Raw genomic sequence first — 22,375 nt, forward strand, 5'->3', positions numbered from 1 at the left:
TTAGTGTCCACATACGTCATCATCTTAAAAGAAAAAAAACCAGCAAAAGAGTTTCTACTCAAATTGAGAGAGGCTCAAACACCTATCCTTAATTGCGATCTTGTAGAACCATTGGACAATCAATCGGACCATGAGGATTCAAATTCAGACACATTTGAAGAAGTATTTACCAATCAAAAAAGTTTTAATAATATCAAGCTTTTGAATCCAGCTCTGACTCGAAAGGATCGCCAAAAAACTTTGGCTTCATGGTTAATTCCCTTTGGATTTATTGCAGGATTAAGCTTTTCTCAAATGACCGATCTAAAGACATTTGCAGACATGGGATTTCCAAATCAATTAGAGAGGCTTTTAGGTGGCACAGTTGGAATGATTTCTGGAGCGCTTGGCAGTTTTTTTTCAGCCGGAGGGATTAGCCAAGAAACAGTTGATGATTTAAAAGTTCTTCGAAAAAAAAGTGAAGAAGGTTTTTGGCTATTAATTCTGGAACTACCATTAGAAATAGAACCACCTTGGGAAATTCTAAAAGAAACAAAGAGTCTTGAAATAATAACCCTAGGTAAAGAATAAGTACTAAATTAAATAATATTTATAAAAAATTCAATGTAAGTTAATGTAAGTATTAATAGTACTAATCCAAGATCTAATATTATATTTCTAAAAAAAAACGTTTAGACTTTAAATTTATAGAATAAGAAATTTCTATCATTTTCATGCATCTTCCAAAAGAAAATATTTTATTTAAAAGTCCTTTTCGTTATGAGTTAGAGAATTTACTTTACTACGCAGAGAAGGCTCTTACAGATAGAATAGCTATATGGACTCCTTTTGTATCAGCACAATTAATAGAGGAAGTTAAAAATAAATTTAATAATTTAAACGATATAAATCTTCATTTCGAGGGAGGGTTCCCTAGCGCAGAACGTAAAAGGATATGTTTCACAAGATCTGAAGAAATAATGAAATCTCCCTCTATCGATATTCCTATAAAAGGTATTTATATAAAAGGGAATTTCTTGTTTGATAGAGCCAAAGAAAATGACTTTAGAGACGTCTTACATGAACTTGACGTGGAGGCAGGTGAAATTGGAGACATTTGGTTAATTAGAGATAGAGGAGCTCAAGCTATGTGCTCGCAAAAATGTGCCAATTCAATTCATCAAAAAATTGGAAAATTAAGAGAAGTTGAATTAGTAATTGAAGCATTAGATGAAAACGAGATGGAGATCCCTTTTAAGAGAGCAGAAAAAATAATTAATACAGTTGAAGCTTCTAAAAGGATTGACGCAATAGCTTCTGCAGGCTTTGGTTTATCAAGATCAAAAATAACGACTCAAATAAGACAAGGCTGTTTACGACTTAATTGGACTTTGAATGATCAGCCCAACAAATCGGTAAGTATTGGAGACCTTATTCATTTGGAGAACAAAGGTTCACTTAAAGTTTTAAATATCGACAAAACGAAAAAGGAACGTTGGAGAATCAAATTACTAAGGCAATGATTATTAGGTCCTATTGCCTGCTAATTTTATTGAGGAACTTAGTTTAAGTCCTAAGTTTATTTTTGAGGGCGATTAGCTCAGAGGTAGAGCACTACCTTGACACGGTAGGAGTCACTGGTTCGATTCCAGTATCGCCCATTGAACAAATTCAAGATTGCATGGGTATTTGACTGGTTAGAAGTTCTTTACTTATCAAACATTTGATGAAGCTTAATCCATGTAATTTCACTCTCACTCTGATCTACTAGATCAATTAGAGAATACTCAACATTCTTTGATTCTTGCAATGCTTTTTGTTCTAACATTTCGCTACTATCAATTTTTGCAGGCATTAAACAGAATCTAATTCCTTTGTATCAAAACAACAGTTAAAGAATAAAGCCAGAAGTATTAATGTTTTTTTAATCTTATTAAAATCAAGTTAAAAAACTCCTTCGTAAAATCATTCATATTTGTAGCAAGAAAATGTATTCGAGTAATAATGCATAAGATATCTTTGTTTAAGAATCAAATCTAAATTAAATTGTCAAAACAAAATCAATCAAATCAATTACATGTTGTACTTGGACTAGGTAGCTCAGGTATCAGTGCTGCGAAGCTACTAAAATCAGAGGGGAAAAACGTTTTAGTATTAGAAAACAATTCAAATAAAAAACTAATAAATATATCTGATAAGTTAAAGTCAGAAGGAATCAATGTTATTTTACTAGGCGAACAACTACATATTAATAATTTTACACCATGGATAGAAAGAATTTATTCAATTGTTGTAAGTCCAGGAATAGATTGGAAGCATGTAACACTAAAAGAATTAAGAAATAGAAATATCAATATTCAAGGAGAAGTCGAGTTGGCTTGGGAGAGATTAAATCATATTCCTACTATTGGTATTACAGGAACAAATGGGAAAACGACCGTGACCAATATGCTTAACCATGTCCTTAAATTGAATAATTTAATTACTGAAATGGGAGGGAATGTTGGGAAAGCATTATCTAAAATTGCTTTAGAGAGTATGAACGATAATTATCAAGAATTAAATTGGCTAGTTTTAGAATTAAGTAGTTATCAGATTGAAAGTTCACCCAAAGTAGAGCCGACAATAGGCATATGGACAACATTCACACCTGATCATTTAGAAAGACATCTTGATATAGAATCATATTTCAAAATCAAGCGAAGTTTACTAGAGAAATCATCTGTTCGAATTTATAACTCTGATGATAAGAATTTATCCAATAAGAGAAAAGAATTACCTCAGGGTATCTGGGTTGGAACAAATAATCCCTCCTCTTACTCTTATCATCCAAAATTCTGGGTCGATAAAGAAGGTTATATTTTTGAGGACACAAAGCAACTATTTCATAAATCTATACTAAAGATACCTGGCAATCATAACTTGCAAAATCTCTTGCTCGTAACAGCTGCAGCAAGAGAAATAGGTCTCGATCATTCATCAATTGCTACATCTATAAGTTCTTTTAAAGGCATCCCTCATAGGTTGGAGAATCTAGGGAAAATAAACAATCTAAGGTTCTATAATGATAGTAAAGCTACTAATTTCGACTCATCAATAACTGCTTTAAAATCTATTCCTAGTCCTATAATTTTACTAGCTGGCGGTATACAAAAGAAGGGGGATTTTCTTCCATGGATAAAGCAAATAAAGCAATCTACAAATGGAATAGTATTATTTGGACTTAGTGCAAATAATTTACAGAAAGCACTTTTAAATTCTTCTTATAAAGGAGACATAATTGTCAAAAAAAATCTAGAAGAGGCCACAATAGCTTCTATTGATTTAGCAAGAAAAGTAACATCAAAAAGTATATTATTATCTCCAGCCTGTGCAAGTTTCGATCAATATCAAAACTACGAAGAAAGAGGTGATCATTTCAAAGAACTAGTAAAAAGGCATATAGATAGCAATGATCTACTTTTTTAAAACGTAATATATTTGGTCGGGGATCCACCCTTAGGGGTGATTTTAAACGTGATAACTTTAAAAAAGATTTACTTATATGAATTGAATAACAACCAATTCTCAAAAAACGCAATTAGTCATAAGGAATTAAATGACTTTTTGATCAAAGCCCAAAAAGATATAACCTCAAGAAATTCCTCTGAATACAAAAGAATAAAGGAAGAACAGGATTTCAATGATTTAATTAAAAATTGGACAGAAACAAGTCAAAAAATATTATTAATGATGAATAAAAAAGAGGAACTTCTTACAAAGAATAAAAATTCTAAATCTCTAATTGCCTTTGGGGCAATGGGGGCACATATAAATATGGCTTTACAAGCTCTTAAAGCAACTGGATCTAGTTAATAAAATTAAATATACTAGGTTTATTACATAAGAAATGAAAATAACAAAATGTACTTTAAAAAAAATATAATTAGTTTTTAAATCCTTTTAATAGGGGTTGTACATTTCAAATTACCTTGTCCGAGCAAAATCAAAATCCACTTGTTCTTTTACCAGAGTCAACCGCCAAGTTGATCAAGCCGATATCAGGTAAAAGCAAGGGGTCCGGTGATGATTTAATTTATTGTCACCTATATGGCGTTGTAGGTGATTGGTACCTTTCGGAAATATCAGAAGACAGGGAACGAGCCTTTGGATTTCAAATAATAAATTCTGAACCTGTTTGGGAAATGGATAATTGGTTAACTAATTCCACCACATGGGGAGAAATCCCGATAAAACAACTACAAGAACTTGTAAATGAGAAGTTTTTAAAAGAGAAAGATATTCGTTTTTTGATTACAAGAGATTTATTTTGGGCACCTATCAAGTTTTCAGCAATTAATATTGATCAAAATACTCTTTTCTATCCAGGTACAACTGATAGAAATTTATCATGAATATATAAAAAAATAAATCTCACATACCTAAAAAATTTCTGTTTAAAATGAAAGAAATAGACCCCAAAAGTGATCCTCTCTATTTATTAACAAAAGCCGTAGAGCAAGGAGATCCTCAAGTTTCAAAGAAAGTAAAGGACCGTCTTGATAAGTCTGATGACCCTTCAGAGATGAGATATTTAGAAGGATTACTTATACTACTTGGTGAGAAGCCTGGGGAACTAGAAGATCCACCCGACGTAGAAGATGATCCTGATGAATATTGGCAAGAAAATGATTACTTTGAGGTCTAGCTTAAAGTAATAGCCACTCCAATAAAAGATAAAAAAGAATAAAAAATTGTCAATTTATTTATTTCATCTCCCTCTCTTTTTGAAATAAAAAGTGCAAAGACAGGAGAAAGACTTAACAAAGTCCAACCAATCCCAATAGGTAAAAATTTAAACACCATCTGTTGAAATAATATTCCAAAATTAGTACCAAGTAGGGTTGATAAAATCAAATTTGAATGATTTTGTTTAGTGATTGATCTGTTATTAAGAAGATTTAAAAAATCTTTTTTAAAAATTAAAAATAAAAATATTGATGCGGATAAAAGTCTTATTTCAGTGGTTTGTAATGGGGTTAATGTAGAACTAATTAAAATTATCCTTGACAATAAAGCGGCCAAAACTGCACAAAGAACCGACCCTAATGCGCAGAGAATGCCTAGAATGTTAATTTGTTTAGAGTCTTCTTTTTGAAATGTATTTTGACGTACAATCATAAATAAAGAAAAAGATACAATCAAAGATCCTATCCATACTTTTTGAGGGTATATCTCATCGATACTAAATGTTCCTAAAGTAGTTGCAATTAGAGGCGTTAACGCTTCAAATGAAAGCGTTTTTCTAGTCCCTATTATTTTTAAAGAATTTATATATAAAGTATCCCCTATAGAAATACCGATAATTCCACTTATCATCAAAACAATTATAGAAAACACATCAGAGAACCAAGTTATCGTTAGGACAACTGGTAAAAAGAAGATTGAGGCAAGAACATTTTTATAAATATTAATTTGCCTAGGAAGTAACTTTTCAGATTCTCTACGCCAAATAGAGCAAGCAAAAGTCCAAGAAAGTACTGCAGATATTGCTGCAAAAAAACCAATCATATTAAAGCTTTTAGATTAATAAGTTTTGAAATTATCTATCTATTCATTAAAAGTTTAGGAAGCAAGTAACTCACATAATTTATTATCTAAGAAACTAACTACTTTTTTGCATTCTAGGCTGTTTCTTTTACTATTTAAATTAAGCTTGTCATCACTCCAGACTTCTAATACATCAGGAAAGTGCTTTTCCATACACAAATCACAAATCCCATGACTAAAACGAATATCTGCAATTTTTGAAAGGTATTTTTCTAGATGCTGCCACTCCCCATCAGAATCTCTGACCTCTTTGCAATATGAACATGTCGTTAAAATACCCTCGGTATTATGCATATGAGTGAGAGCATCTAGAAGACGAATAGATCTTTTACGAAGTTCTAATAAGGTTACAACCTGTCTAGATAATGCCTCCATGATTTGATGCTGTTGATCAGATAAATGCCCAGGCTTTCTATCAATCACGCAGAGTGTGCCTATTCTCTGATCATTTGGGGTTTGTAATGGGAAACCAGCATATAAACGAATTTTTGGCTCCTCAACTACTAGAGGATTTGATTTAAATCTTTCATCTAATAGAGCATCCTCAATAATCAAAGGTTCTGGACTAGCAATTGCATGAGCACAAAAAGAAACGTCCCTTGATGTTTCTTTCGTCTCAAACCCACACATTGATTTAAACCATTGCCTATCGGTATCAACCAAACTCATTAAAGAGATAGGAGTTCCACAAGTTAAAGAAGCAATTTTTGTAATGTCGTCATAGCATTGCTCAGGCTGAGTACCAAGAATTCTGTACTCAGCAAGAGCTCTTAAGCGCTCTTCTTCATTGCTTATTTTTGGGGCACCGAAACCCAAAATAATTCCTTATATTGCTTAACTTTAAGAATAGATAATTCTGACATATAAAAACTAATCTCTTCTCAATAAATAATAATTAAGTTTCTATAAGAAAAGCTTCAATACAATTAAGCAAGGCCAAACTAAAAATTCCAAATAAAAGGCAAGAAAAAACTAGAAATTCTATCTAAAATAGCTTTTCGTCGCTTATTCTTTTCTCATTTAATTAAAATATTAAATGCTTTAAATTAATTTTTTTAATTCAAAAGGTCTTAGTAGATCTAATTTTAAAACTACTGTTAGTTATCAAAGTATCATCATTAATATCTAGTCCTTTGACGCTAGAAATCTGCCCTTTCAAGCCCTCTAATTGAAGTTGATCAATCATCTGTTGAATAACCTGACTTTCTACTAATTTCTGATCAATCATTTCTGGAGTCATTTTCTCAAATAATTTACCTGCTTTAGAGGCAACAACATCTGATGCATTAGTAATTTTGAGAACAATCATAATTAGAACTTAGATAAATTGAAATCAAATCCAATCTATTATTATATAAATTTAAAGCTCTTTTAATATTAAAGAATTATGTAAATACTCTTCAACTAAGAATCAATATAAAAATTTGAATCAAGGCCAAGCATATAAAGATCCAAAGTAATATCATTCCTATTTTGTTATGAATCGAACCCTTCTTATAAAATGATGGACCTGAGTCCGAATCCCTTGTCATTATTAAAAATAAAATAATCTAAAAGTAAGATAGCAATATATTTGTATTTTGAATGCTTACAAAAAAATTAATACACTTTAGAGTCATATAAAAAATTGAGAAGTATCCACAAAAAAAATATATACAGCATAATATTATAAGGTACATCAATTTAAAGTATTAAAATTTTTCAAGAAAACTTAGCTTTCACCAATCTTATTAAGTAAATGAACTTTGAACATACGAAAAATTTAATTGGAAGAATATTAATTTCAGCCATATTTATTTATGCAATTCCTGGTAAAATAATAAATTTCGAACAGACTGTTGAAGTTATCTCCAATAAAAATATACCTCATACTTTAGCTCCTTTTTTATTACTGCTGGCCATCATTTGCTTGATTTTTGGCTCAACACTTTTCATCTCCGGTTTTAAGCAAAGATTAGGCGCATATCTTCTACTGATATTTATAGTACCAACAACTTTTATATTTCATTTTTCTCCTTTTCAAATAAAAGCTGTCTTAATGAATGCTGGACTAGTTGGAGGCTTAATTCTTGGTATGAATAATGTAAAAGGCATCTCATTAAAAGAACTTTTTAATAATCAGATAATTCATAAATAATCGAATAAAGCTGTTTCTCTTCTTAAATTTTTGTTTAGTGCCAACTCAATTTAATATCCATAGAGACCTCAAGATTAAGTTTTACAGGACAGTCTTCAGCTGTTCTTTTAAGGATTTTATACTTTTCAGAATCTAATTCAGATGGCATAAAAATGTCTAGGGCAAGAGACTTTATTTTCCTAGGTCCCTTTGATGTCATTGTCTTATAAACATCAATCTTAATTTTACCTAGGTCCCAACCTCTACGTTTTGCCTCAATACCCATAATTGTTATTACACAAGTTCCCAAAGAAGAAGCTAATAAATCAGTTGGAGCAAAATCTTTCCCTTCACCATCATGGTCTTGAGGTGCATCTGTATGAATAACACTACCTGAAAGCGAATGTTTTGCTTCCGTTTGCAAATCCCCAAGATATTTGCAACTGATTTTCGTAGAGTTGGAATAAGTATCTTTTGTTTTTTTGATTTGAAAGACCTAATTGTATAAATTTAGTTTACTGGATTTATACTCACATCAAATAGCAAATAAGTAACTTTTATCAAAGCTGTTCAAATCATGGTTAAAACTAAAATAATATCATTTGTACAATAAAATCTGTCTTATGCTTGAAATAAATGATTTTTCTTTCATGTTTTCTAAGTTTACTTATTACTCTTCATCCTTCTTCAAATTTCAATTGCGATGGAGATAAATTAAATGCTGTCATAAGAAACAACTTAAATGGAGATTTCGCAATAACTAATGATCTTGAAAATATTGATAAAGGAGCATTTATAGTTCTTAACTGGAGAGATATAAACCTCATGCTCCCAGTATCTTTTAAGGTTGGTGATATATCTTTCACCGACAAGAAATGGTTATGGAGTTATCAGGATGAGAAAAATGGATTAAGAATGGATGAACCTAGATTTGCTCAACTTTTACCAAACGGAGAAATTCAAGAATTTTCTTGTCAAGCTATTTACACGGAAGATACAGTTTCATAAAGAAACTCTTAAGCAGGAAATAATAAAGACATGCAATGGCTAGGTATTAAGTAGTTGAAAAAAATTAAATGACTGTCTCAAGTTCAAAGAGATTTGTATTTGTAGATAAGAAGCAAAATCTAAGCAAAAAACAAGTTTTTATTTTTGGATCAATCATTGCCAGTGGCTGTTTGAGTAGTTCATTTTTAATTGCTTTATATATTGAATATCTTCATAATCCAGTTTTTCATAGCTTTGTTCAATCAAGAGGAATATTCCTTTGAGTTTTAAGCTCATTGATATTAAATGTTCCTTTAAAACAAAAAGCTCTCTAAGACGAGAGCTTTTTATGGTCTATGGAAATTTAATCGGGGCTTTAATAACGACTAAAAGAATTTATCTTCAAGAACTACCTCAATTAAAAATTATCGGTAAGCGATAATTCAATTGTTAAGCAGATATTTGTTTAATTTTTCAGATTAAACAAAGCCAGGAATAATTTGTCCAGTTGTTGCATATGCACCAATTAAAGCAATACAACCAATTAGTGCTGCATAGCCATTTAACCTTTCTGCAGTTAACTTTTCAAGGTCAATATTTCTTGTGTTGTTGTTTTTGGTAGGCATCACACAACTCCAGGGATAAGTTGACCAGTTGTTAGGTAGACACCTGTTAGCAGGACGAAAGCCATCATTGCTGGTCTTCCAATGCTTCTTTCTAGAATTGTCTTATTAGAAGGTTGCATGATAAAAAAATCTAAAAGATGCCAGGGATTATTTGTCCGGTTGTTGCATACGCGCCAAAGGCTGCAACAAAGCCAAGCATTGCTGCCCAACCATTAAATTTTTCTGCTTCAGGAGTCATTTTGAAATTGATTTGTTTATGTAAAGTAATGTAAAGGAACTTTCTCTCGGGTTGATGGTGGGCAACCGAACATACTAGTAAAGATGATCAATTACATAAGAAAAATCTATATAAAAAACGAAACTTTAATCCTTACCTTTTCTTTGAACTACTTTTTAAATTCCTATAATTAAAAAACAAATGAAGAAAGAATTTGTACGACCCTTCGATTGGACAAGAATCTCTCACTACAGTTGATGTTGTAGGCGTACTCGTCGGACATGTCCTTTTTGGCGTTGCCGCCACACTTTTAATTGATTGGAGTTGGATTCCCTTAAGTCCTCAACAAAGAGAGAGTGGCCGATCACTAAAAGAAATCAAAAGAAACTGGGGTTGGGATGAAAAGACAGATAATAAGAATGAGTCTCTAAGCTCAGAAGATAGAAAATCCTCAGTTGAAGAAAATAACGAAAAATCTTTTAATCGCTAATGAGGTCTAATGATTAGCATTGATTTGTATCATATAATCTGACAACTTTTGAAAGATATAATAAAAATAAATAGCAAAAGTTTTTTCAACTAAGTTAATGCTTTTGCGTGATAGCCATTTCTTGCATGGTCTTGGCTATCAAAACAAAAAATAAAAAAATAAAAAATAAACTTAAATATAATACAGTTAAATGTTATTTCATGGAAACTAATTTATCTATGTTTATTCCTCATAACAATTATTATACATAACACTAAATAATTGTGTTTCGTAAATATATTTTCAATTAGTTTATTAAAATCTTTAATTGACTAAAATAAGTCATAAAAGAGTTTTATGCTATCCAAGGAAATGTCAGGAACAGATTGTACGCATTTATTTAAGTCTGCCTACGAAAATCGCTACACTTGGGAATCAGATTTCTCAGGTTATAAAGGTAGATGTTCTTGGACAGATGGCGAAAGAGAAGTAACAGGAAGCTTTTGCTTAGGGCAAGATTTAAAAGCTACTGTTAAGGAAATAGATGACGAAGAAATACACAAAGCCATTTCTTCACAACTTTGGGAAGTTGCTATTCATCGAGTCAGAAGATCATTTGAACAAACTCATGGTAAAAATACCTTTACTTTTGGTGATACAAATAAAATTGGCTCAGAAGTAATAGTTGGAGGAAAAAATGAAGGTGACAAATATAGAGTCAAAAACGATATTGTGACAATGGTTTATAGGCATATCCATGGAAATCTAATAATCATCCACACTAATGATGTGACTCATACTGGTAACGGCTACTTAAGCAAAAGTTATTCTAGTCAATATCTGGATCCAATTTCAAAAAAAGATTTAAAGGAAAAAAGCTTTTACAATGATGCTTTTATCCCTTTATTCCAAGGTGGACCTTGGGTTTTATCTTCTAGATCAATACATCAAGAATCCTCAGAAGGTTCAATAATAAATAAGCAAGTTTTTTCTTTTTCGGAATTGCAAAGTCTTGCTTCTGAGAAAGGTAAGACTTTTGAATCTTAGCAAGAACAATAATTGATATAAGAATATCTGCCTATGTGAAAACCGAGATTTATAAATTAACTATTTTCGATTATGAATAAATCGTAAGAACAGAGGGGTTTTACAAATGCTTCTTCATTTTGTCCCTATTCATGTTTTTCGTGAAACAGCACAAGTAACGTTCTTTGACGCTGGCGTAAAAGGATCAAATGGCGCCGATGTTGTCATCCATCACAACAATGCCGTATCTCCACCTGATGATGGCAATTTTGAGCAGTATTATATTCACCATCATCAAATTGATCATAATCTAGTCATTGAAGGTACCAGAAAATTCACTCTTATCAACCCTGAATGGGATGAGCCGCACCATGTGATTTTTTTAAATAGAGCAATGGGTGCACTGCAAATACCAATTGGAACTTATCACCGATCAGAGTCAGGAAAAGAAGGTAGTATAGTTTTGAATCAAGCAATTAGAGATAATTCATTTGATAAATCAAAAGAATTCTCACCGGTTAGCTTAAGATCAAATAAACAATTAAGAAAGGCTAGGCAGTCTGATCCCGTTTACTGGATTTGGGAAGAAGAAAGAATAAAAAGAGTAAAACCAATTTTCAAAGGGAACTCTAAGAACATTGGTTTAGAGTCAAAAGTAGCTGCCAATACATAAAGATAATGATTCAAATAATTTAGAAATCAAGAAAGTTAAAAAATACACTGATGAGAAATTAGACATAAAAGTACAAATTGACAATATATTATAGACATTTCAATAAGAGTATTGATAAATCTGTTATAAACCCCTAGATAATGAATTGAAACCAGCTACAGCTAAAAAAAAGATAGTTGATAGTTAGTGAAACGCAACAAGCATCGTTAGATCTCATTCATCTAATCAAAGTTTTTTTTTTAATTTCCTGTTAAAAAACCAGAGATAATTTATCCTTTTATAATATATGCACCTAAAAGGCTGATTATTCCAATCGTTGCCCAAGGCCCATTGTTTGTCAGCTTCATTTGGGTAGCTTTAATAGTTTTCTACTAATTGAAGAGGAGTTTCAAGAGCAAATATATATTTGCTTTCCGTATTCAGTATTTACCTGAAATGATGATGCTATATGTTGTTTGGGTGTTGTATCTGATGTAAATATTTTGCTAAGGGATCTAAAATTTTGGTCGGATTAGGCTTGCACGCTTTCGAAGCGGGGGCAAGAGATAAAGTTTTGTCCTAACACCTAACACCAATGCCTATCTTGTGATCAAAGACTTAAGAGAAAGTTAAATTAGCAATTATAGCAATCGCCAACAAGACACAACACATGGCTCCGGGGTGACTCCCCGGAGAAGATCTCCCAGCCAATGCTCAGATGTCATGAAACTTCTAAAATTGAGAATTGATAACTATCCCGAGTTGAATAAGCCATCCCATCCCCATCATTATCATTGTCATCATCAAAGCTAGAAATGAAAATTCGAATCCCCAGCAATGCAAGAAATCCTGAGACAAAAACCACTATTAATTGAGTATGCATTATTTCTTCAAAATTCAACCTTAAGAGTATTTCTAACCACAAAAAGGTAGTAATTCACGCAAAGATATCCTCAGAGAACGTGCTCAATGCTTCTCATACTCAACAAGGATTTATTGTTTAGCTGCTTTTTTGAGTGTTTTTGAATTGCTATTTTTCAGTTTAGCCAGATCAGCCTTGCTTGGATTAGGAATACTGAACTGAGTTAGTAATTTCATGAAAACTATAAGAAATTAAAAAATATTCAAAACTTATAAATAACTAATCATTATCAACTTGAAACTCTTTCAATGAGTCTCCGTAGTAACTCATAGCCAATTGAAGCAAAACCCAGTTCACAGCTCTAGTCATTGTGACCTCGAAATGAATTCAACTTAAAGATGGCTTATGTTTCAAAGCTTTGCCATGAGTAATTATTATTTTTAAAGGATTAAAAAAGAATCCGTTACTAATTAAAAATCAAATTAGTCATCAGTCTTAGTTCTAAGAACAAGTAACGATAAGTAATTATTCATAGCATTTGTGCATTTTAAATATAAACTTTGCTCATAAAGCAATGGGAAGGTATTGCATGGTTTTTCTATCTAATCCACAGGTGTGGCACTTACCTGGCACTTGGTCTGAACAACCTATTGATGGTCCTTACTTAGGGATGACCTCAAATCAATTAAGTTGGGTAGCCGCGTCCATTTTGGTAACTTTTTTGATAGCTTTTAGTGTTTATATCCTCGAGACGAGCAACTCAAAGCGTAAAAGAAGTTCTTAGAATAGTTGAAATAAGAATTGACTCACAGGGTAAGTAATATTTAATGACTTATTTTATTTTATATTTTTTTGGCATAGCTTCAATTTGGTGGGTTTATCGTGTTGGATGGACTGAAGCGCTAAAAACCATTCTTAGTGTTTTAATTCCTTCTGTCTTAATTATTCTTTTTAATGTCAAAGCAGGACGACTCATATTCAAAAACCCTGCCGTTGGAATAATAAGTGTTCTTCCCACCGCCATTTTTATTTATCGAGGATCAAAGCCTCTCGTATTTGGAATTAATAGTTGGATAGATAGGAAAAGAAACGAATTTGTTGATTCAAAAGAGGTGGTTGATGCTGAAGTGGTTTCTAAAGAGGAAGCATAAATTTACAATTTAACCCAGCAGTCAGAGAGAGAGATTTGAAAGTACAAAAACTCTCAATATATTTATATAGATCTCTTTTTCCTTCAAGAAAAGTGGATTAGATTATGAATTTAGAAAAAATCATGAGTTTCTTTATTCTTTTATTAGTTATATTTGTTGATCGCGTTGGATAAACGGCAATAATAAAGTGATTAATAATTCAACCATGACAGAGAACGAGCCAAAGTGGGATTACACCACTAAAGAAGGAAATTTTGCTGCAGGAGCTGCGGTTGTTGGAGGAAATTTGCTAGTTCTGATTATTTACATTCTCTATAGAACGGTTCCTTCTGTTCACCATTTCATTATCGGGAGATAGATCAAAATTTATCTGAAGAAAGACCTTAATTATTGGAGAACAGAATTCTCAGTATCTTCTGTTAGTTGTTGATTGTGTCCAGATAAAAGCCAATAAAAAAGCCATCCCAATTAAAGGGAGAAGGGTTTTAATCAACCCAACTAGAACCAAAACCCCTATCCCGGCAGAGCTATAAATTGCCCATTTCGGGACATATCTACCTGCTCTACTCCCTTTATTACTTGAAGGGGGAATTACTTCTGGATCAATACCCATTTTCAACTGAAAGATAATCTAACTTTTGACAATATAAATTCAGTCACAATAAAAACAAGCGCCTAATGGATAATGTAATCATGAAAATTTGTTGGTAGCCATAACCTTATATATAAGGTTACTGAAACATCTAAGTATTTTTAGTTTCTTCAAATAATCCAAAAAAAGTCCATGCTGTTAATGAAATAATTCCAATTACCAAAGATATGAAAGCAAAAATAAATTCCCCAAAAAAAAGAAGTGCAATAGCTATTGTTATGAAAATTAAAGAAAAAATCAAATAAATATTGGAAGGGATTTTTTTTAGAAACTCCATCATTTACAAATTAAAAACATCTTTATTAAAAAGGAAACTCAGATTTCATCCATAACGCAGAAATAACTTTCATAAGTAACCACATAACTAAAGCTCCCTCAAGGAATCCAAACCAATAAAGGGCATAGCTTGATATCCCCATTTCTTTTTGGGCACGTTCAACAAATGATTTATGCCATTTAATCAAATTCACAATTCATCTGTGTACACAAAGTTATTATAGTTAAAAGCTCCTAAGAAAAAATCTTTTAGAATAATAGAATTTCTTATTATTTTTAGAGATTTTCCAGTAGCGCAGCTCCAAGGATAACGAAATAAAGACAAACATCCTCTTCTTCGCCCTGTATTAATAACGACTCAAATGAGTCATTCAAAATTCATGAAAACATCTCTGCAGTGATTCAACTAAGTCAGCAAACTTTAATAGGAAAAAAATCATACAATCTTTTTCTAAAAATATGATTATTTTGAGATGCCTTAAATTATTAGAGGCATATATTTATCTTGAATAATTCAATCCCCTGTAAGTAAGCTTTAACTGAGGCTTTGCAGCAGAATTACAATATACGAATGATCTTCCATTGAAATACATATTGACCATGGTAAATACTCCTCAAAAAGCTCAAGTCCCCGTCCTGTGGCTTGAGTCGGACTGCGGTCTACATAGGCAGATCGGACGATTGAGTAGAAAAAACTACTATACTTTTATAGTATTTATACTCAAAAATGTCAATGGTGACGATTTAACCTCAATCTGTTTTTCTACTTAACAAGAAGAATTACGTTCTTATTTGGCTGGCTCAGACAACTCACTTAGCTCAATCCATCTATCCTCATGCTCTTGAATAACTTCAATAAGCTCTGCTAATTGATGACTAGTTTCACTAATGTCTACATCGCTACCATTTATTTTTTTTTCTAAATATATTTTCTGTTTTTCTAACATAGGTAGTTTCAGATCTAGTTCTTTCAATTCTTTAGCTTCTTTAAAACTTAATTTTCTTATTTTATTTTGAAAATTTGATTTTATTTTTAATTCACGCTTGTTAGGTAAATTATTAACCATCTGGTCTCTTTCTGTGGTTTCGTTATTTCGCTCCTCTAATATTTTTTGTTCCAGAAATCGCGAGTAATTACCTTCATATCTTCGTAAATGACCATTTTCAAAATTAAAAATTCGATCAATAGTTCGATCAAGAAAATATCTATCATGCGATACGACTACGACACAACCTTTAAAGTCCTCAAGAAAATCCTCTAGTACGCTTAGTGTTTGTATATCTAAATCATTGGTAGGCTCATCAAGCAACAATACATTTGGAGCTTGTATGAGCATTTTGCAGAGAGCAAGTCTTCTTTTTTCTCCTCCTGAAAGCTTAAGTAGAGGACTATGTTGCTGACTGGGTGGAAACAGGAATTTTTCTAAGAGTTGTGATGCGGTTATTTGTTTTCCTCCATGATCAATTCGTAATGCGGCTTCCTCCACGAATTCGATAACTTTGCGCTTTAGACCACTCCCTTGATTTAAATCATTTGTATGTTGATCGAGATAGCCAACATGAACGGTTTCCCCAAGTTTTATTTTTCCACTAGTAGGCAATCTTGTACCTGCAATTAGATCTAAAAGAGTCGATTTACCACTTCCATTTGGACCAATAATGCCTACTCGATCCTCCGGACTAAAGCTATACGTGAAATCATGTAGAAGATCCAAATTATTCTCTTTATCATTTAAAGAGAGTCCTACACCTTCAGCTTCAATTGCGATTTTTCCAATTCTTCTACTCAATGAATTCATTTCTAATTTGGCTTTGACATGATTTCTAGGTTTCGCTTGCATTTCAGCAATCCTTTGAATACGTGCTTTTTGTTTTGTACTTCTTGCTTTAGGACCTTGTCTTAACCAAGCTAATTCCTTTCTTAAAACACCCTGAAATTTTTTCTTTGTAGATGCCTCTGATTGTTCTTGTTCTACTTTTTGTTGAAGAAATTGGCGATAATTTCCCTGATACTTGCGAGCTTCTCCATTATTGATTTCAACCATCCGAGTAGTAATGCGATCAAGAACATATCTATCATGAGTTATCAAGACAAGAGCACCCTCATAATGATCTAACCAATTTTGAAGCCATTCCACTGCAGATGCATCGAGATGATTTGTAGGTTCATCAAGAAGTAAGACGTCTGGTTTAGAGACAAGAGCAGCGGCAAGTCCCACTCTTTTGCGGTAACCACCAGAAAGATCTTTTACTGGCTTATCTAAATCTTTTATACCTAGTCTTCTTAGAACATCTTGGCATTGTTGTTCTAAATTCCATGCCCCAGCGGCATCCATAAGTTCACTCGCCTGACCAAGTTTTTTCAAAAGCCCTTCATCTTCCGGGCTTTGAGCGATTTTTCTACTTAGCTGACTGAAATTGAGTAATAATTTTCTTTTTTCTCCACACCCTTCAAGAACTTCTTCCAAAATACTTTTTTCACTGTTGTAACTTGTTTCTTGCCCAACTAAAGATATCCGCAAGGATGATAAACATCTCCTTTCTCCTTCCATCAAAGGTTCTATTCCTGCAATGACTCTCAATAGTGTTGACTTTCCAGATCCATTTGGACCAATTAAACCAAGTCTCTCTTTTTTATTTATATGAAGGTCTAAATTTTTAAAAAGATTTTTTATTCCAAAGTCTGTTGAAGCATTAATAAGACTAATCAACACAGCTTACGTCCTCAAGTCCATAACTAAAGCTAACTCTTAAATATTACCCCCCCCTTAGTCCTCATGATCTTTTTCAAAGCTTGAACACGAAATTTATAAATAAATGCTGTCATTGCTTAATAGCTAATACATTTTATTTCAACAGTTAAATGAACTACGAAATATGTAATTTACTGCAAGAGCAGAAAGCATAAACAAGAAACTTAGCGAAAGAAATTGCAGTACTGCTCTACCCTTGAGCTCACTCTTCCAGAATCTTTTAAGCCTAGTAACCTTGCGGCATCACCACCGTTAATTTCGACTGCATAGTATCGTCCACAAATATTCTTGGTTTCATAAATTCGATCATCAGACTTAACCACCATCGGAGACATAAGAGAAAAAGATAGAGCCATGAGAAAGATACGGTTCATTATTTTATTTGTAAGATAAAAAACTTCAGAGCCTTTTGAGAGTAAGATCTTACATAATTATTTATACATATAAGAATAAGGATGAATTTTTTAGAGAGAGTTCTTTCAAATTACTTTCTGGCATGGAGCCAGATTTTTAATTACAAAGATAAAACAAGTAGAATACCATTTTGGCACTTTTTTATCCTGGATGGATTAATAGGAGCTGTGGTTTCAATACTATCTAATAACACCCTTGCTAATGATCCAAATGATTTTTATACCATCTCTGAGGGATATGATTGGAGTTATTTATATAGCATTCCATCTTTTTTAGTTTTTATAGCTTTATTAATCAGAAGGCTGAGAGATATAGGTAAGGAAAACTTAGTTTTATGGGCATTTTGTTCATTCATTCCTTTCTACAATCTTTATATATTTGCCCAGCCTTCCTCTGAAAAATAATCATTTCCTACCCTTGAAAGTCCGAGGATAAGGGATATTAAGAGCATTAAACTTTTTCAATTTCTTACTACGCCTATAACGCTTATAAAACAAGTCGAAAAGTGTCGACACTCCCAACCAAGATAGAATACAACTTATACATATCCTTGCTCCTTCAGTCGATGCAAGCCAATAAATAATTGGATCAACTATAAGATTAATACTAATTATAAAACCAATAAACAAAGAGAAAGTAAGACAAGCTATTACTAATAAAGCTCTGATTATTTTTTTTGTGTTGAAATTTTTCATATCCAAATGCTTGAAATCGTATTAGGAATCGATATTTTCTATTCTCAAGCAATATAGATAGTAAAGGAATTTTAATGTAATAAAAGTTGATTCACCATTCATCTTGAATATATACAATTCAGAGATGAGACAACAGAAAAGTCAAAAGCATACATTAAGATTTGGTTCTTATTACGATTGAATTAAATTCAACTACTTTTAATAGATATATTTATTAACAACGGTTAAATGGCTACATAACGATCAGGTAAGGGGCTTACTTTCGATCATCTAAATATTAAAATTACTTATAGCCAAATATATGCATGTTTACAAACTTATCTAAGAAGTTAAATTGGATTAGCTACTTTTAGCCAATGGCCTTTAATCGATCTGTAGAGGAAACGATGTCAGACCTTATATGCCATATGCTTAAAAGAACCGACCATCTCAATACTGGAGATCAGTTAGCTATTGGACAAGAATATAGAGAATGGATTAAATGCATAAAGAATAAAAAGCTGGTTCCACAAAACATACTCTTTATAAATACATCTACTTTTGGAAAATATCTTCAATAAGATGAATCCCTTTCTTTAAATTTAGGAAAGTTCCTAAACTTTTTCAGACCCCATATTTACGCACAAATTATTTGACAGGGATAACGCAACTATTAGATTATGAGAAGTGTAGCTAACACAGATTCATTAACAGGAAATAATCTAATTGATTTCAGATTATTCATTAATACATAAAGACAAATCTTCTATCTTTAGAAAAAGTTTTAAACTCACAAAAAATACTTAGAAGTTTCAGCGAGCTTTAGTTTTGGGATCACAACTTTCAATGAAGAAAAAGTAAAAGATTTTCTTTAATTGCCCTAGGAAAAAGAAAATTCTGGCGAAAATCAAATTCAATGATAAAAAAATTCATGCGTCGATTGGTATCAGGAATAGTTGGTCTTGCAGCTCTATTAGCTGGCTGTGCGACAACAAATCAAGACTATAGTTCTAGACTGAACCTAATAAAAAATCGCAATGAGTTGATTTGTGGAGTAAGTGGAAAGATTCCTGGATTTAGTTTTATGAAAAGTGATGGTAGCTATCAAGGACTAGATGTCGATATATGTAAAGCATTTGCTGCTGCAATTATAGGAGATTCAGAAAAGATCCAATATAGACCTCTAACTGCAGCAGAAAGATTTACAGCTATTAAAACAGGTGAAATTGACCTGTTATCAAGAAATACCACTTTCACTCTCAGTAGAGACTCCTTAGGTGGAAACGGATTAACTTTTGCACCAGTTGTTTTCCATGATGGCCAGGGATTGATGGTCAAGAAGGAAAGTAAAATTAGTAGTCTTAAAGATCTTGCAAATAAATCTATATGTGTAGGTTCAGGTACCACTACTGAGCAAAATATAAATGATGCCTTTGAGAGTGCCTCACTACCTTATACACCAATCAAATATCAAGATCTTAATCAAGTAGTTGCTGGATATTTACAGGGTCGTTGTTCAGCCATGACTTCTGATCGTTCACAATTAGCAGCAGCCAGATCTGGTTTTAAGAATCCAAAAGAACATATTATTCTTGATGATGTATTAAGCAAGGAGCCACTTGCTCCAGCCTCCGATGGCCAAGATCAGAAACTAGCTGATGCCATGAGATGGGTTATCTTTTCACTTATATCGGCAGAAGAGCAAGGGATAACAAAGTCAAATATTGATGAAAAAGTACAAATTGCAAAGAATAATCCTCAATTAAAACCTTTAAGAAGATTTCTAGGTATTGAGGGAGGACTTGGAGAAAAAATTGGTCTTAGCAATGACTTCGTAGTTAAAGTAATTAGATCAACTGGCAATTATGGAGAGATTTACGAAAGACATTTAGGAATAAATAGCGAGGTACCTATTCCAAGAGGGCAAAATGAGTTGTATAACAAAGGTGGTGTACATATTTCACCACCATTTAACTAAAACATAATTTTTCGCTGGGATGAGAATAAATCAAAAAATATTTTTGCAATTTGGAATATGTATTATCTTATTTGGTTTAATTGGGATACTAATTAATAATTTAACAATAAATCTAATAAGAACAGGTCTTGGTTTTAATTTTAGCTGGCTTTCTCAAGCAGCAAGTTTTGCTTTAGCGGAACACCCCTTACCTTATACCCCCTCAAATAGCTATGCTTGGGCATTAGTTATAGGTTGGCTCAACAGTCTTAAAGTTATTGTCTCATCATTAATATTGGCTACTTTCTTGGGAACACTAATAGGCTTTGCAAGAACAGGTAAAAACTCATTATTAGGTCTCATTTCGGCTGGATACATCACAATAATTAGACAAACTCCTCTTTTACTTCAACTTATGTTTTGGTATTTTGTTGGGTTCTTAGGTTTAACAAACAACATGGTTATCAAAGTAAATAATATATTCAACATTTCAAATCAAGGAATAGAATTTTCAGGATTAACTTTTTCCTCAGAGTTTTTAGCATTATTACTTGGTCTTAGTATATTTACAAGTGCTTACATAGCAGAGGTAATCCGCGGAGGAATTCTTTCCGTTCCTCGAGGACAATGGGAAGCATTTAGGAGCTTAGGGCTTTCAGAAAGGAAAGGACTTATCCGTATAATAATTCCACAAGCATTACCGGCGATCATTCCAGGATTAACTAGTCAATATCTTAACCTTGCTAAAAACAGTACCCTAGCAATCGCAGTAGGTTACTCAGATATTTACGCAATTAATGATACTATTATAAATCAAACAGGAAGAGCTATTGAGTGTTTTATCATATTACTTGTTAGTTTCTTGCTATTAAATCTATTGATAACTAATACCATGGAAATCATAAATATTTTAATTTTAAAATCAAGAAAATATAATTAATTCATGTTCAATATAAATTCAATAATAGCTTACTTTAAGAACATAAGGAAGACTGTATTTTCAAATTTATTGAATACTATTGTTACTTTGCTCATTATTGTATTGATTAGTGTAACTTGTATTAATACTTTTGAATGGATCATATTTAAGGCTAATTGGAAAGTCGTAATATCAAATCTTCCGTTATACGCATTTGGAAGTTACCCACCGAATGAACAATGGAGACCTGCTACTTGGATTATTAGTCTTCTTACTCTCAGTATCTTTACTCTTTGGGGTCCTAATTGGAAATGTCTACGTAAAAATCTATTAATTATATGGGTAGGAACAATACCCTTAGGTCTATATTTACTTTATGGAGGGATTGGCTTATCACCTATAACGAGTAGACATTGGGGTGGGTTAACTCTAACTATACTTTTAACTGTTTGTAGCTCATTCTTTTCATTACCTTTTGGAATAGTTTTGGCACTATGTCGACAGAGTTCATTACCAATAATTCAGAAGCTGAGTTCAATTTATATAGATGGTATGAGAGCAATTCCTCTTATTGCAGTACTTTTCTTTGGTCAATTACTAATACCTTTATTCCTTCCTGTTGGAATACAAATTGATCGTGTTTGGAGAGCTATCTTTGCGTTTACTCTTTTTGTCTCTGCCTACATAGCGGAAGATATTCGTGGAGGGCTACAGTCCATCCCCAACACTCAAATAGAGGCAGCCAATAGCCTTGGCCTTAACCAATACCAAATCATTCAATTCGTATTAATTCCTCAAGCTTTACGGATTGCATTACCTGCTCTGACTAATCAATCTATTGGGCTGTTTCAAAATACATCTTTAATGGCTATTTTAGGACTAGTGGAGTTACTAGGTGTCGGCAGAAGTATCCTGGCTAATCCAGAATTTATTGGTCAATATATTGAAGTTTATGTTTGGCTAGCATGTGTCTATTGGATGGTTTGTACAATCATGGCTGTTCTAGCACGGCATCTTGAACAAAGAATGAACATTAATCAAGCCAATTTCTGATAA

33 protein-coding genes, 1 tRNA gene and 1 pseudogene are annotated in these 22,375 nt (G+C 32.4%); 21 read left to right on the forward strand and 14 right to left on the reverse strand.

Going from position 1 to position 22,375, the window contains the following annotated elements; translation table 11 throughout:
- Positions 1–3: 3 nt before the first annotated feature.
- From O5640_RS05465 to O5640_RS05475, 3 genes are all read left to right on the forward strand, one after another.
- A complete protein-coding gene (locus O5640_RS05465) occupies positions 4–570 on the forward strand; it encodes a hypothetical protein (protein ID WP_269613679.1) in 567 nt (188 codons plus the stop codon).
- A 143-nt stretch (positions 571–713) separates the two neighbouring features.
- The gene (locus tag O5640_RS05470; RefSeq protein ID WP_269613680.1) at positions 714–1,502 is read left to right on the forward strand and encodes a photosystem II S4 domain protein; all 789 of its coding nucleotides are present in this window, start codon (positions 714–716) and stop codon (positions 1,500–1,502) included.
- 66 nt (positions 1,503–1,568) lie between these two features.
- Positions 1,569–1,640: transfer RNA gene (locus tag O5640_RS05475), tRNA-Val, on the forward strand.
- 47 nt (positions 1,641–1,687) lie between these two features.
- On the opposite strand, the gene O5640_RS05480 is transcribed toward O5640_RS05475, so the two are convergent.
- Positions 1,688–1,834: a hypothetical protein gene (locus O5640_RS05480; RefSeq protein ID WP_269613682.1), complete on the reverse strand. Its 147-nt coding sequence runs from the start codon at positions 1,832–1,834 to the stop codon at positions 1,688–1,690.
- Between the two features lie 191 nt (positions 1,835–2,025).
- Between O5640_RS05480 and murD the strand changes: the two genes are divergently transcribed.
- From murD to O5640_RS05500, 4 genes are all read left to right on the forward strand, one after another.
- Entirely contained in the window at positions 2,026–3,447 is a 1,422-nt protein-coding gene (murD, locus tag O5640_RS05485) for a UDP-N-acetylmuramoyl-L-alanine--D-glutamate ligase (protein WP_269613684.1), read from the forward strand.
- A 36-nt stretch (positions 3,448–3,483) separates the two neighbouring features.
- A complete protein-coding gene (locus tag O5640_RS05490) occupies positions 3,484–3,834 on the forward strand; it encodes an MATH domain-containing protein (RefSeq protein WP_269613685.1) in 351 nt (116 codons plus the stop codon).
- A 116-nt stretch (positions 3,835–3,950) separates the two neighbouring features.
- The gene (locus O5640_RS05495; RefSeq protein WP_269613686.1) at positions 3,951–4,373 is read left to right on the forward strand and encodes a hypothetical protein; all 423 of its coding nucleotides are present in this window, start codon (positions 3,951–3,953) and stop codon (positions 4,371–4,373) included.
- A gap of 47 nt (positions 4,374–4,420) precedes the next feature.
- On the forward strand, positions 4,421–4,666 hold the full coding sequence (locus O5640_RS05500) for a hypothetical protein (protein ID WP_269613687.1): 246 nt from the start codon (positions 4,421–4,423) through the stop codon (positions 4,664–4,666).
- Here O5640_RS05500 and O5640_RS05505 read toward each other — a convergent pair.
- The 3 genes from O5640_RS05505 to O5640_RS05515 form a co-directional block, all read right to left on the reverse strand.
- Entirely contained in the window at positions 4,663–5,529 is an 867-nt protein-coding gene (locus tag O5640_RS05505) for an EamA family transporter (protein ID WP_269613688.1), read from the reverse strand. The two genes, O5640_RS05500 and O5640_RS05505, sit on opposite strands and share 4 nt — an antisense overlap.
- A gap of 54 nt (positions 5,530–5,583) precedes the next feature.
- Positions 5,584–6,384 (reverse strand): GAF domain-containing protein, encoded by an 801-nt coding sequence (locus O5640_RS05510; RefSeq protein WP_269613689.1) that lies wholly within the window; start codon positions 6,382–6,384, stop codon positions 5,584–5,586.
- Positions 6,385–6,628: 244 nt separating this feature from the next.
- Complete coding sequence (locus tag O5640_RS05515; protein WP_269613691.1) at positions 6,629–6,877, reverse strand: hypothetical protein; 249 nt, start codon at positions 6,875–6,877, stop codon at positions 6,629–6,631.
- A gap of 429 nt (positions 6,878–7,306) precedes the next feature.
- Here O5640_RS05515 and O5640_RS05520 point away from each other — a divergent pair, with 429 nt between their 5' ends.
- The gene (locus O5640_RS05520; RefSeq protein ID WP_269613692.1) at positions 7,307–7,705 is read left to right on the forward strand and encodes a DoxX family protein; all 399 of its coding nucleotides are present in this window, start codon (positions 7,307–7,309) and stop codon (positions 7,703–7,705) included.
- A 34-nt stretch (positions 7,706–7,739) separates the two neighbouring features.
- Here the strand turns inward: O5640_RS05520 and O5640_RS05525 are convergent, their stop codons facing one another.
- Complete coding sequence (locus tag O5640_RS05525; protein ID WP_269613694.1) at positions 7,740–8,108, reverse strand: OsmC family protein; 369 nt, start codon at positions 8,106–8,108, stop codon at positions 7,740–7,742.
- 212 nt (positions 8,109–8,320) lie between these two features.
- On the opposite strand from O5640_RS05525, the gene O5640_RS05530 reads away from it, so the two are divergent.
- Both O5640_RS05530 and O5640_RS05535 read left to right on the forward strand, forming a co-directional pair.
- Positions 8,321–8,692, forward strand: a complete 372-nt coding sequence (locus tag O5640_RS05530; protein ID WP_269613695.1) for a hypothetical protein — start codon at positions 8,321–8,323, stop codon at positions 8,690–8,692.
- A gap of 68 nt (positions 8,693–8,760) precedes the next feature.
- A complete protein-coding gene (locus tag O5640_RS05535) occupies positions 8,761–8,955 on the forward strand; it encodes a hypothetical protein (RefSeq protein WP_269613696.1) in 195 nt (64 codons plus the stop codon).
- 195 nt (positions 8,956–9,150) lie between these two features.
- On the opposite strand, the gene O5640_RS05540 is transcribed toward O5640_RS05535, so the two are convergent.
- From O5640_RS05540 to O5640_RS05550, 3 genes are read right to left on the reverse strand one after another with little or no spacing between them, the layout of a single operon-like run.
- The gene (locus tag O5640_RS05540; RefSeq protein WP_269613697.1) at positions 9,151–9,297 is read right to left on the reverse strand and encodes a high light inducible protein; all 147 of its coding nucleotides are present in this window, start codon (positions 9,295–9,297) and stop codon (positions 9,151–9,153) included.
- A complete protein-coding gene (locus tag O5640_RS05545) occupies positions 9,297–9,416 on the reverse strand; it encodes a high light inducible protein (RefSeq protein WP_011295030.1) in 120 nt (39 codons plus the stop codon). Before O5640_RS05545 ends, O5640_RS05540 begins: the two co-directional genes overlap by 1 nt.
- Before the next feature lie 11 nt (positions 9,417–9,427).
- Positions 9,428–9,535 carry a high light inducible protein gene (locus O5640_RS05550; protein WP_011125327.1) on the reverse strand — a complete coding sequence of 36 codons (108 nt, stop codon included), beginning with the start codon at positions 9,533–9,535 and terminating at the stop codon, positions 9,428–9,430.
- 193 nt (positions 9,536–9,728) lie between these two features.
- Between O5640_RS05550 and O5640_RS05555 the strand changes: the two genes are divergently transcribed.
- The 3 genes from O5640_RS05555 (at position 9,729) to O5640_RS05565 (ending at position 11,682) form a co-directional block, all read left to right on the forward strand.
- Positions 9,729–10,004, forward strand: coding sequence for a hypothetical protein (locus O5640_RS05555; protein ID WP_269613698.1), 276 nt, complete (start codon positions 9,729–9,731; stop codon positions 10,002–10,004).
- A gap of 351 nt (positions 10,005–10,355) precedes the next feature.
- A complete protein-coding gene (locus O5640_RS05560) occupies positions 10,356–11,030 on the forward strand; it encodes a DUF3386 domain-containing protein (RefSeq protein ID WP_269613700.1) in 675 nt (224 codons plus the stop codon).
- Positions 11,031–11,136: 106 nt separating this feature from the next.
- Positions 11,137–11,682, forward strand: coding sequence for a hemagglutinin (locus tag O5640_RS05565; protein ID WP_269613701.1), 546 nt, complete (start codon positions 11,137–11,139; stop codon positions 11,680–11,682).
- Positions 11,683–12,382: 700 nt separating this feature from the next.
- Here O5640_RS05565 and O5640_RS05570 read toward each other — a convergent pair.
- Positions 12,383–12,544 carry a hypothetical protein gene (locus O5640_RS05570; RefSeq protein ID WP_269613702.1) on the reverse strand — a complete coding sequence of 54 codons (162 nt, stop codon included), beginning with the start codon at positions 12,542–12,544 and terminating at the stop codon, positions 12,383–12,385.
- Between the two features lie 568 nt (positions 12,545–13,112).
- On the opposite strand from O5640_RS05570, the gene O5640_RS05575 reads away from it, so the two are divergent.
- The 3 genes from O5640_RS05575 (at position 13,113) to O5640_RS05585 (ending at position 14,032) form a co-directional block, all read left to right on the forward strand.
- A complete protein-coding gene (locus tag O5640_RS05575) occupies positions 13,113–13,307 on the forward strand; it encodes a hypothetical protein (protein WP_269613704.1) in 195 nt (64 codons plus the stop codon).
- A 43-nt stretch (positions 13,308–13,350) separates the two neighbouring features.
- Positions 13,351–13,674 (forward strand): hypothetical protein, encoded by a 324-nt coding sequence (locus tag O5640_RS05580; RefSeq protein ID WP_269613705.1) that lies wholly within the window; start codon positions 13,351–13,353, stop codon positions 13,672–13,674.
- A gap of 187 nt (positions 13,675–13,861) precedes the next feature.
- Positions 13,862–14,032 (forward strand): hypothetical protein, encoded by a 171-nt coding sequence (locus O5640_RS05585; RefSeq protein WP_269613706.1) that lies wholly within the window; start codon positions 13,862–13,864, stop codon positions 14,030–14,032.
- Between the two features lie 48 nt (positions 14,033–14,080).
- Here O5640_RS05585 and O5640_RS05590 read toward each other — a convergent pair whose 3' ends face one another.
- The 5 genes and pseudogenes from O5640_RS05590 to O5640_RS05605 form a co-directional block, all read right to left on the reverse strand.
- The gene (locus O5640_RS05590) at positions 14,081–14,287 is read right to left on the reverse strand and encodes a hypothetical protein (RefSeq protein ID WP_269613707.1); all 207 of its coding nucleotides are present in this window, start codon (positions 14,285–14,287) and stop codon (positions 14,081–14,083) included.
- 341 nt (positions 14,288–14,628) lie between these two features.
- Positions 14,629–14,796, reverse strand: a complete 168-nt coding sequence (locus O5640_RS05595; RefSeq protein ID WP_269613708.1) for a hypothetical protein — start codon at positions 14,794–14,796, stop codon at positions 14,629–14,631.
- A gap of 594 nt (positions 14,797–15,390) precedes the next feature.
- Entirely contained in the window at positions 15,391–16,647 is a 1,257-nt protein-coding gene (locus O5640_RS05600; RefSeq protein ID WP_420063700.1) for an ABC-F family ATP-binding cassette domain-containing protein, read from the reverse strand.
- A gap of 171 nt (positions 16,648–16,818) precedes the next feature.
- Positions 16,819–17,250: pseudogene (locus O5640_RS10845) on the reverse strand (ATP-binding cassette domain-containing protein); the annotation flags it as partial.
- Between the two features lie 269 nt (positions 17,251–17,519).
- Positions 17,520–17,729 (reverse strand): hypothetical protein, encoded by a 210-nt coding sequence (locus O5640_RS05605; RefSeq protein WP_269613711.1) that lies wholly within the window; start codon positions 17,727–17,729, stop codon positions 17,520–17,522.
- Positions 17,730–17,810: 81 nt separating this feature from the next.
- On the opposite strand from O5640_RS05605, the gene O5640_RS05610 reads away from it, so the two are divergent.
- The 5 genes from O5640_RS05610 to O5640_RS05630 all read left to right on the forward strand — a co-directional run bounded on the left by O5640_RS05610 (position 17,811) and on the right by O5640_RS05630 (position 22,372).
- Positions 17,811–18,173: a DUF805 domain-containing protein gene (locus O5640_RS05610; RefSeq protein ID WP_269606786.1), complete on the forward strand. Its 363-nt coding sequence runs from the start codon at positions 17,811–17,813 to the stop codon at positions 18,171–18,173.
- 647 nt (positions 18,174–18,820) lie between these two features.
- Positions 18,821–19,024, forward strand: coding sequence for a hypothetical protein (locus O5640_RS05615; protein ID WP_269613712.1), 204 nt, complete (start codon positions 18,821–18,823; stop codon positions 19,022–19,024).
- Between the two features lie 335 nt (positions 19,025–19,359).
- The gene (locus O5640_RS05620) at positions 19,360–20,421 is read left to right on the forward strand and encodes an amino acid ABC transporter substrate-binding protein (RefSeq protein WP_269613714.1); all 1,062 of its coding nucleotides are present in this window, start codon (positions 19,360–19,362) and stop codon (positions 20,419–20,421) included.
- Between the two features lie 19 nt (positions 20,422–20,440).
- Positions 20,441–21,340, forward strand: a complete 900-nt coding sequence (locus tag O5640_RS05625) for an ABC transporter permease subunit (protein ID WP_269613715.1) — start codon at positions 20,441–20,443, stop codon at positions 21,338–21,340.
- Positions 21,341–21,343: 3 nt separating this feature from the next.
- Positions 21,344–22,372: an amino acid ABC transporter permease gene (locus tag O5640_RS05630; RefSeq protein ID WP_269613716.1), complete on the forward strand. Its 1,029-nt coding sequence runs from the start codon at positions 21,344–21,346 to the stop codon at positions 22,370–22,372.
- Positions 22,373–22,375: the final 3 nt, after the last annotated feature.

Source organism: Prochlorococcus marinus str. MIT 0912 (assembly GCF_027359595.1).
Taxonomy (GTDB): Bacteria; Cyanobacteriota; Cyanobacteriia; order PCC-6307; family Cyanobiaceae; genus Prochlorococcus_B; species Prochlorococcus_B marinus_C.

Coding starts and splice junctions, on each gene's coding strand:
- O5640_RS05540 (WP_269613697.1), bottom strand. CDS start 9,297: ATGCCTACCAAAAACAACAACACAAGAAATATTGACCTTGAAAAGTTA.
- O5640_RS05600 (WP_420063700.1), bottom strand. CDS start 16,647: ATGGTTGAAATCAATAATGGAGAAGCTCGCAAGTATCAGGGAAATTAT.
- O5640_RS05470 (WP_269613680.1), top strand. CDS start 714: ATGCATCTTCCAAAAGAAAATATTTTATTTAAAAGTCCTTTTCGTTAT.
- O5640_RS05480 (WP_269613682.1), bottom strand. CDS start 1,834: ATGCCTGCAAAAATTGATAGTAGCGAAATGTTAGAACAAAAAGCATTG.
- O5640_RS05545 (WP_011295030.1), bottom strand. CDS start 9,416: ATGCAACCTTCTAATAAGACAATTCTAGAAAGAAGCATTGGAAGACCA.
- O5640_RS05605 (WP_269613711.1), bottom strand. CDS start 17,729: ATGAACCGTATCTTTCTCATGGCTCTATCTTTTTCTCTTATGTCTCCG.
- O5640_RS05515 (WP_269613691.1), bottom strand. CDS start 6,877: ATGATTGTTCTCAAAATTACTAATGCATCAGATGTTGTTGCCTCTAAA.
- O5640_RS05615 (WP_269613712.1), top strand. CDS start 18,821: ATGGCCTTTAATCGATCTGTAGAGGAAACGATGTCAGACCTTATATGC.
- O5640_RS05520 (WP_269613692.1), top strand. CDS start 7,307: ATGAACTTTGAACATACGAAAAATTTAATTGGAAGAATATTAATTTCA.
- O5640_RS05505 (WP_269613688.1), bottom strand. CDS start 5,529: ATGATTGGTTTTTTTGCAGCAATATCTGCAGTACTTTCTTGGACTTTT.
- O5640_RS05620 (WP_269613714.1), top strand. CDS start 19,360: ATGATAAAAAAATTCATGCGTCGATTGGTATCAGGAATAGTTGGTCTT.
- O5640_RS05575 (WP_269613704.1), top strand. CDS start 13,113: ATGGTTTTTCTATCTAATCCACAGGTGTGGCACTTACCTGGCACTTGG.
- O5640_RS05625 (WP_269613715.1), top strand. CDS start 20,441: ATGAGAATAAATCAAAAAATATTTTTGCAATTTGGAATATGTATTATC.
- O5640_RS05535 (WP_269613696.1), top strand. CDS start 8,761: ATGACTGTCTCAAGTTCAAAGAGATTTGTATTTGTAGATAAGAAGCAA.
- O5640_RS05630 (WP_269613716.1), top strand. CDS start 21,344: ATGTTCAATATAAATTCAATAATAGCTTACTTTAAGAACATAAGGAAG.
- O5640_RS05580 (WP_269613705.1), top strand. CDS start 13,351: ATGACTTATTTTATTTTATATTTTTTTGGCATAGCTTCAATTTGGTGG.
- O5640_RS05610 (WP_269606786.1), top strand. CDS start 17,811: ATGAATTTTTTAGAGAGAGTTCTTTCAAATTACTTTCTGGCATGGAGC.
- O5640_RS05560 (WP_269613700.1), top strand. CDS start 10,356: ATGTCAGGAACAGATTGTACGCATTTATTTAAGTCTGCCTACGAAAAT.
- O5640_RS05565 (WP_269613701.1), top strand. CDS start 11,137: ATGCTTCTTCATTTTGTCCCTATTCATGTTTTTCGTGAAACAGCACAA.
- O5640_RS05570 (WP_269613702.1), bottom strand. CDS start 12,544: ATGCATACTCAATTAATAGTGGTTTTTGTCTCAGGATTTCTTGCATTG.
- O5640_RS05550 (WP_011125327.1), bottom strand. CDS start 9,535: ATGACTCCTGAAGCAGAAAAATTTAATGGTTGGGCAGCAATGCTTGGC.
- O5640_RS05500 (WP_269613687.1), top strand. CDS start 4,421: ATGAAAGAAATAGACCCCAAAAGTGATCCTCTCTATTTATTAACAAAA.
- O5640_RS05530 (WP_269613695.1), top strand. CDS start 8,321: ATGATTTTTCTTTCATGTTTTCTAAGTTTACTTATTACTCTTCATCCT.
- O5640_RS05590 (WP_269613707.1), bottom strand. CDS start 14,287: ATGGGTATTGATCCAGAAGTAATTCCCCCTTCAAGTAATAAAGGGAGT.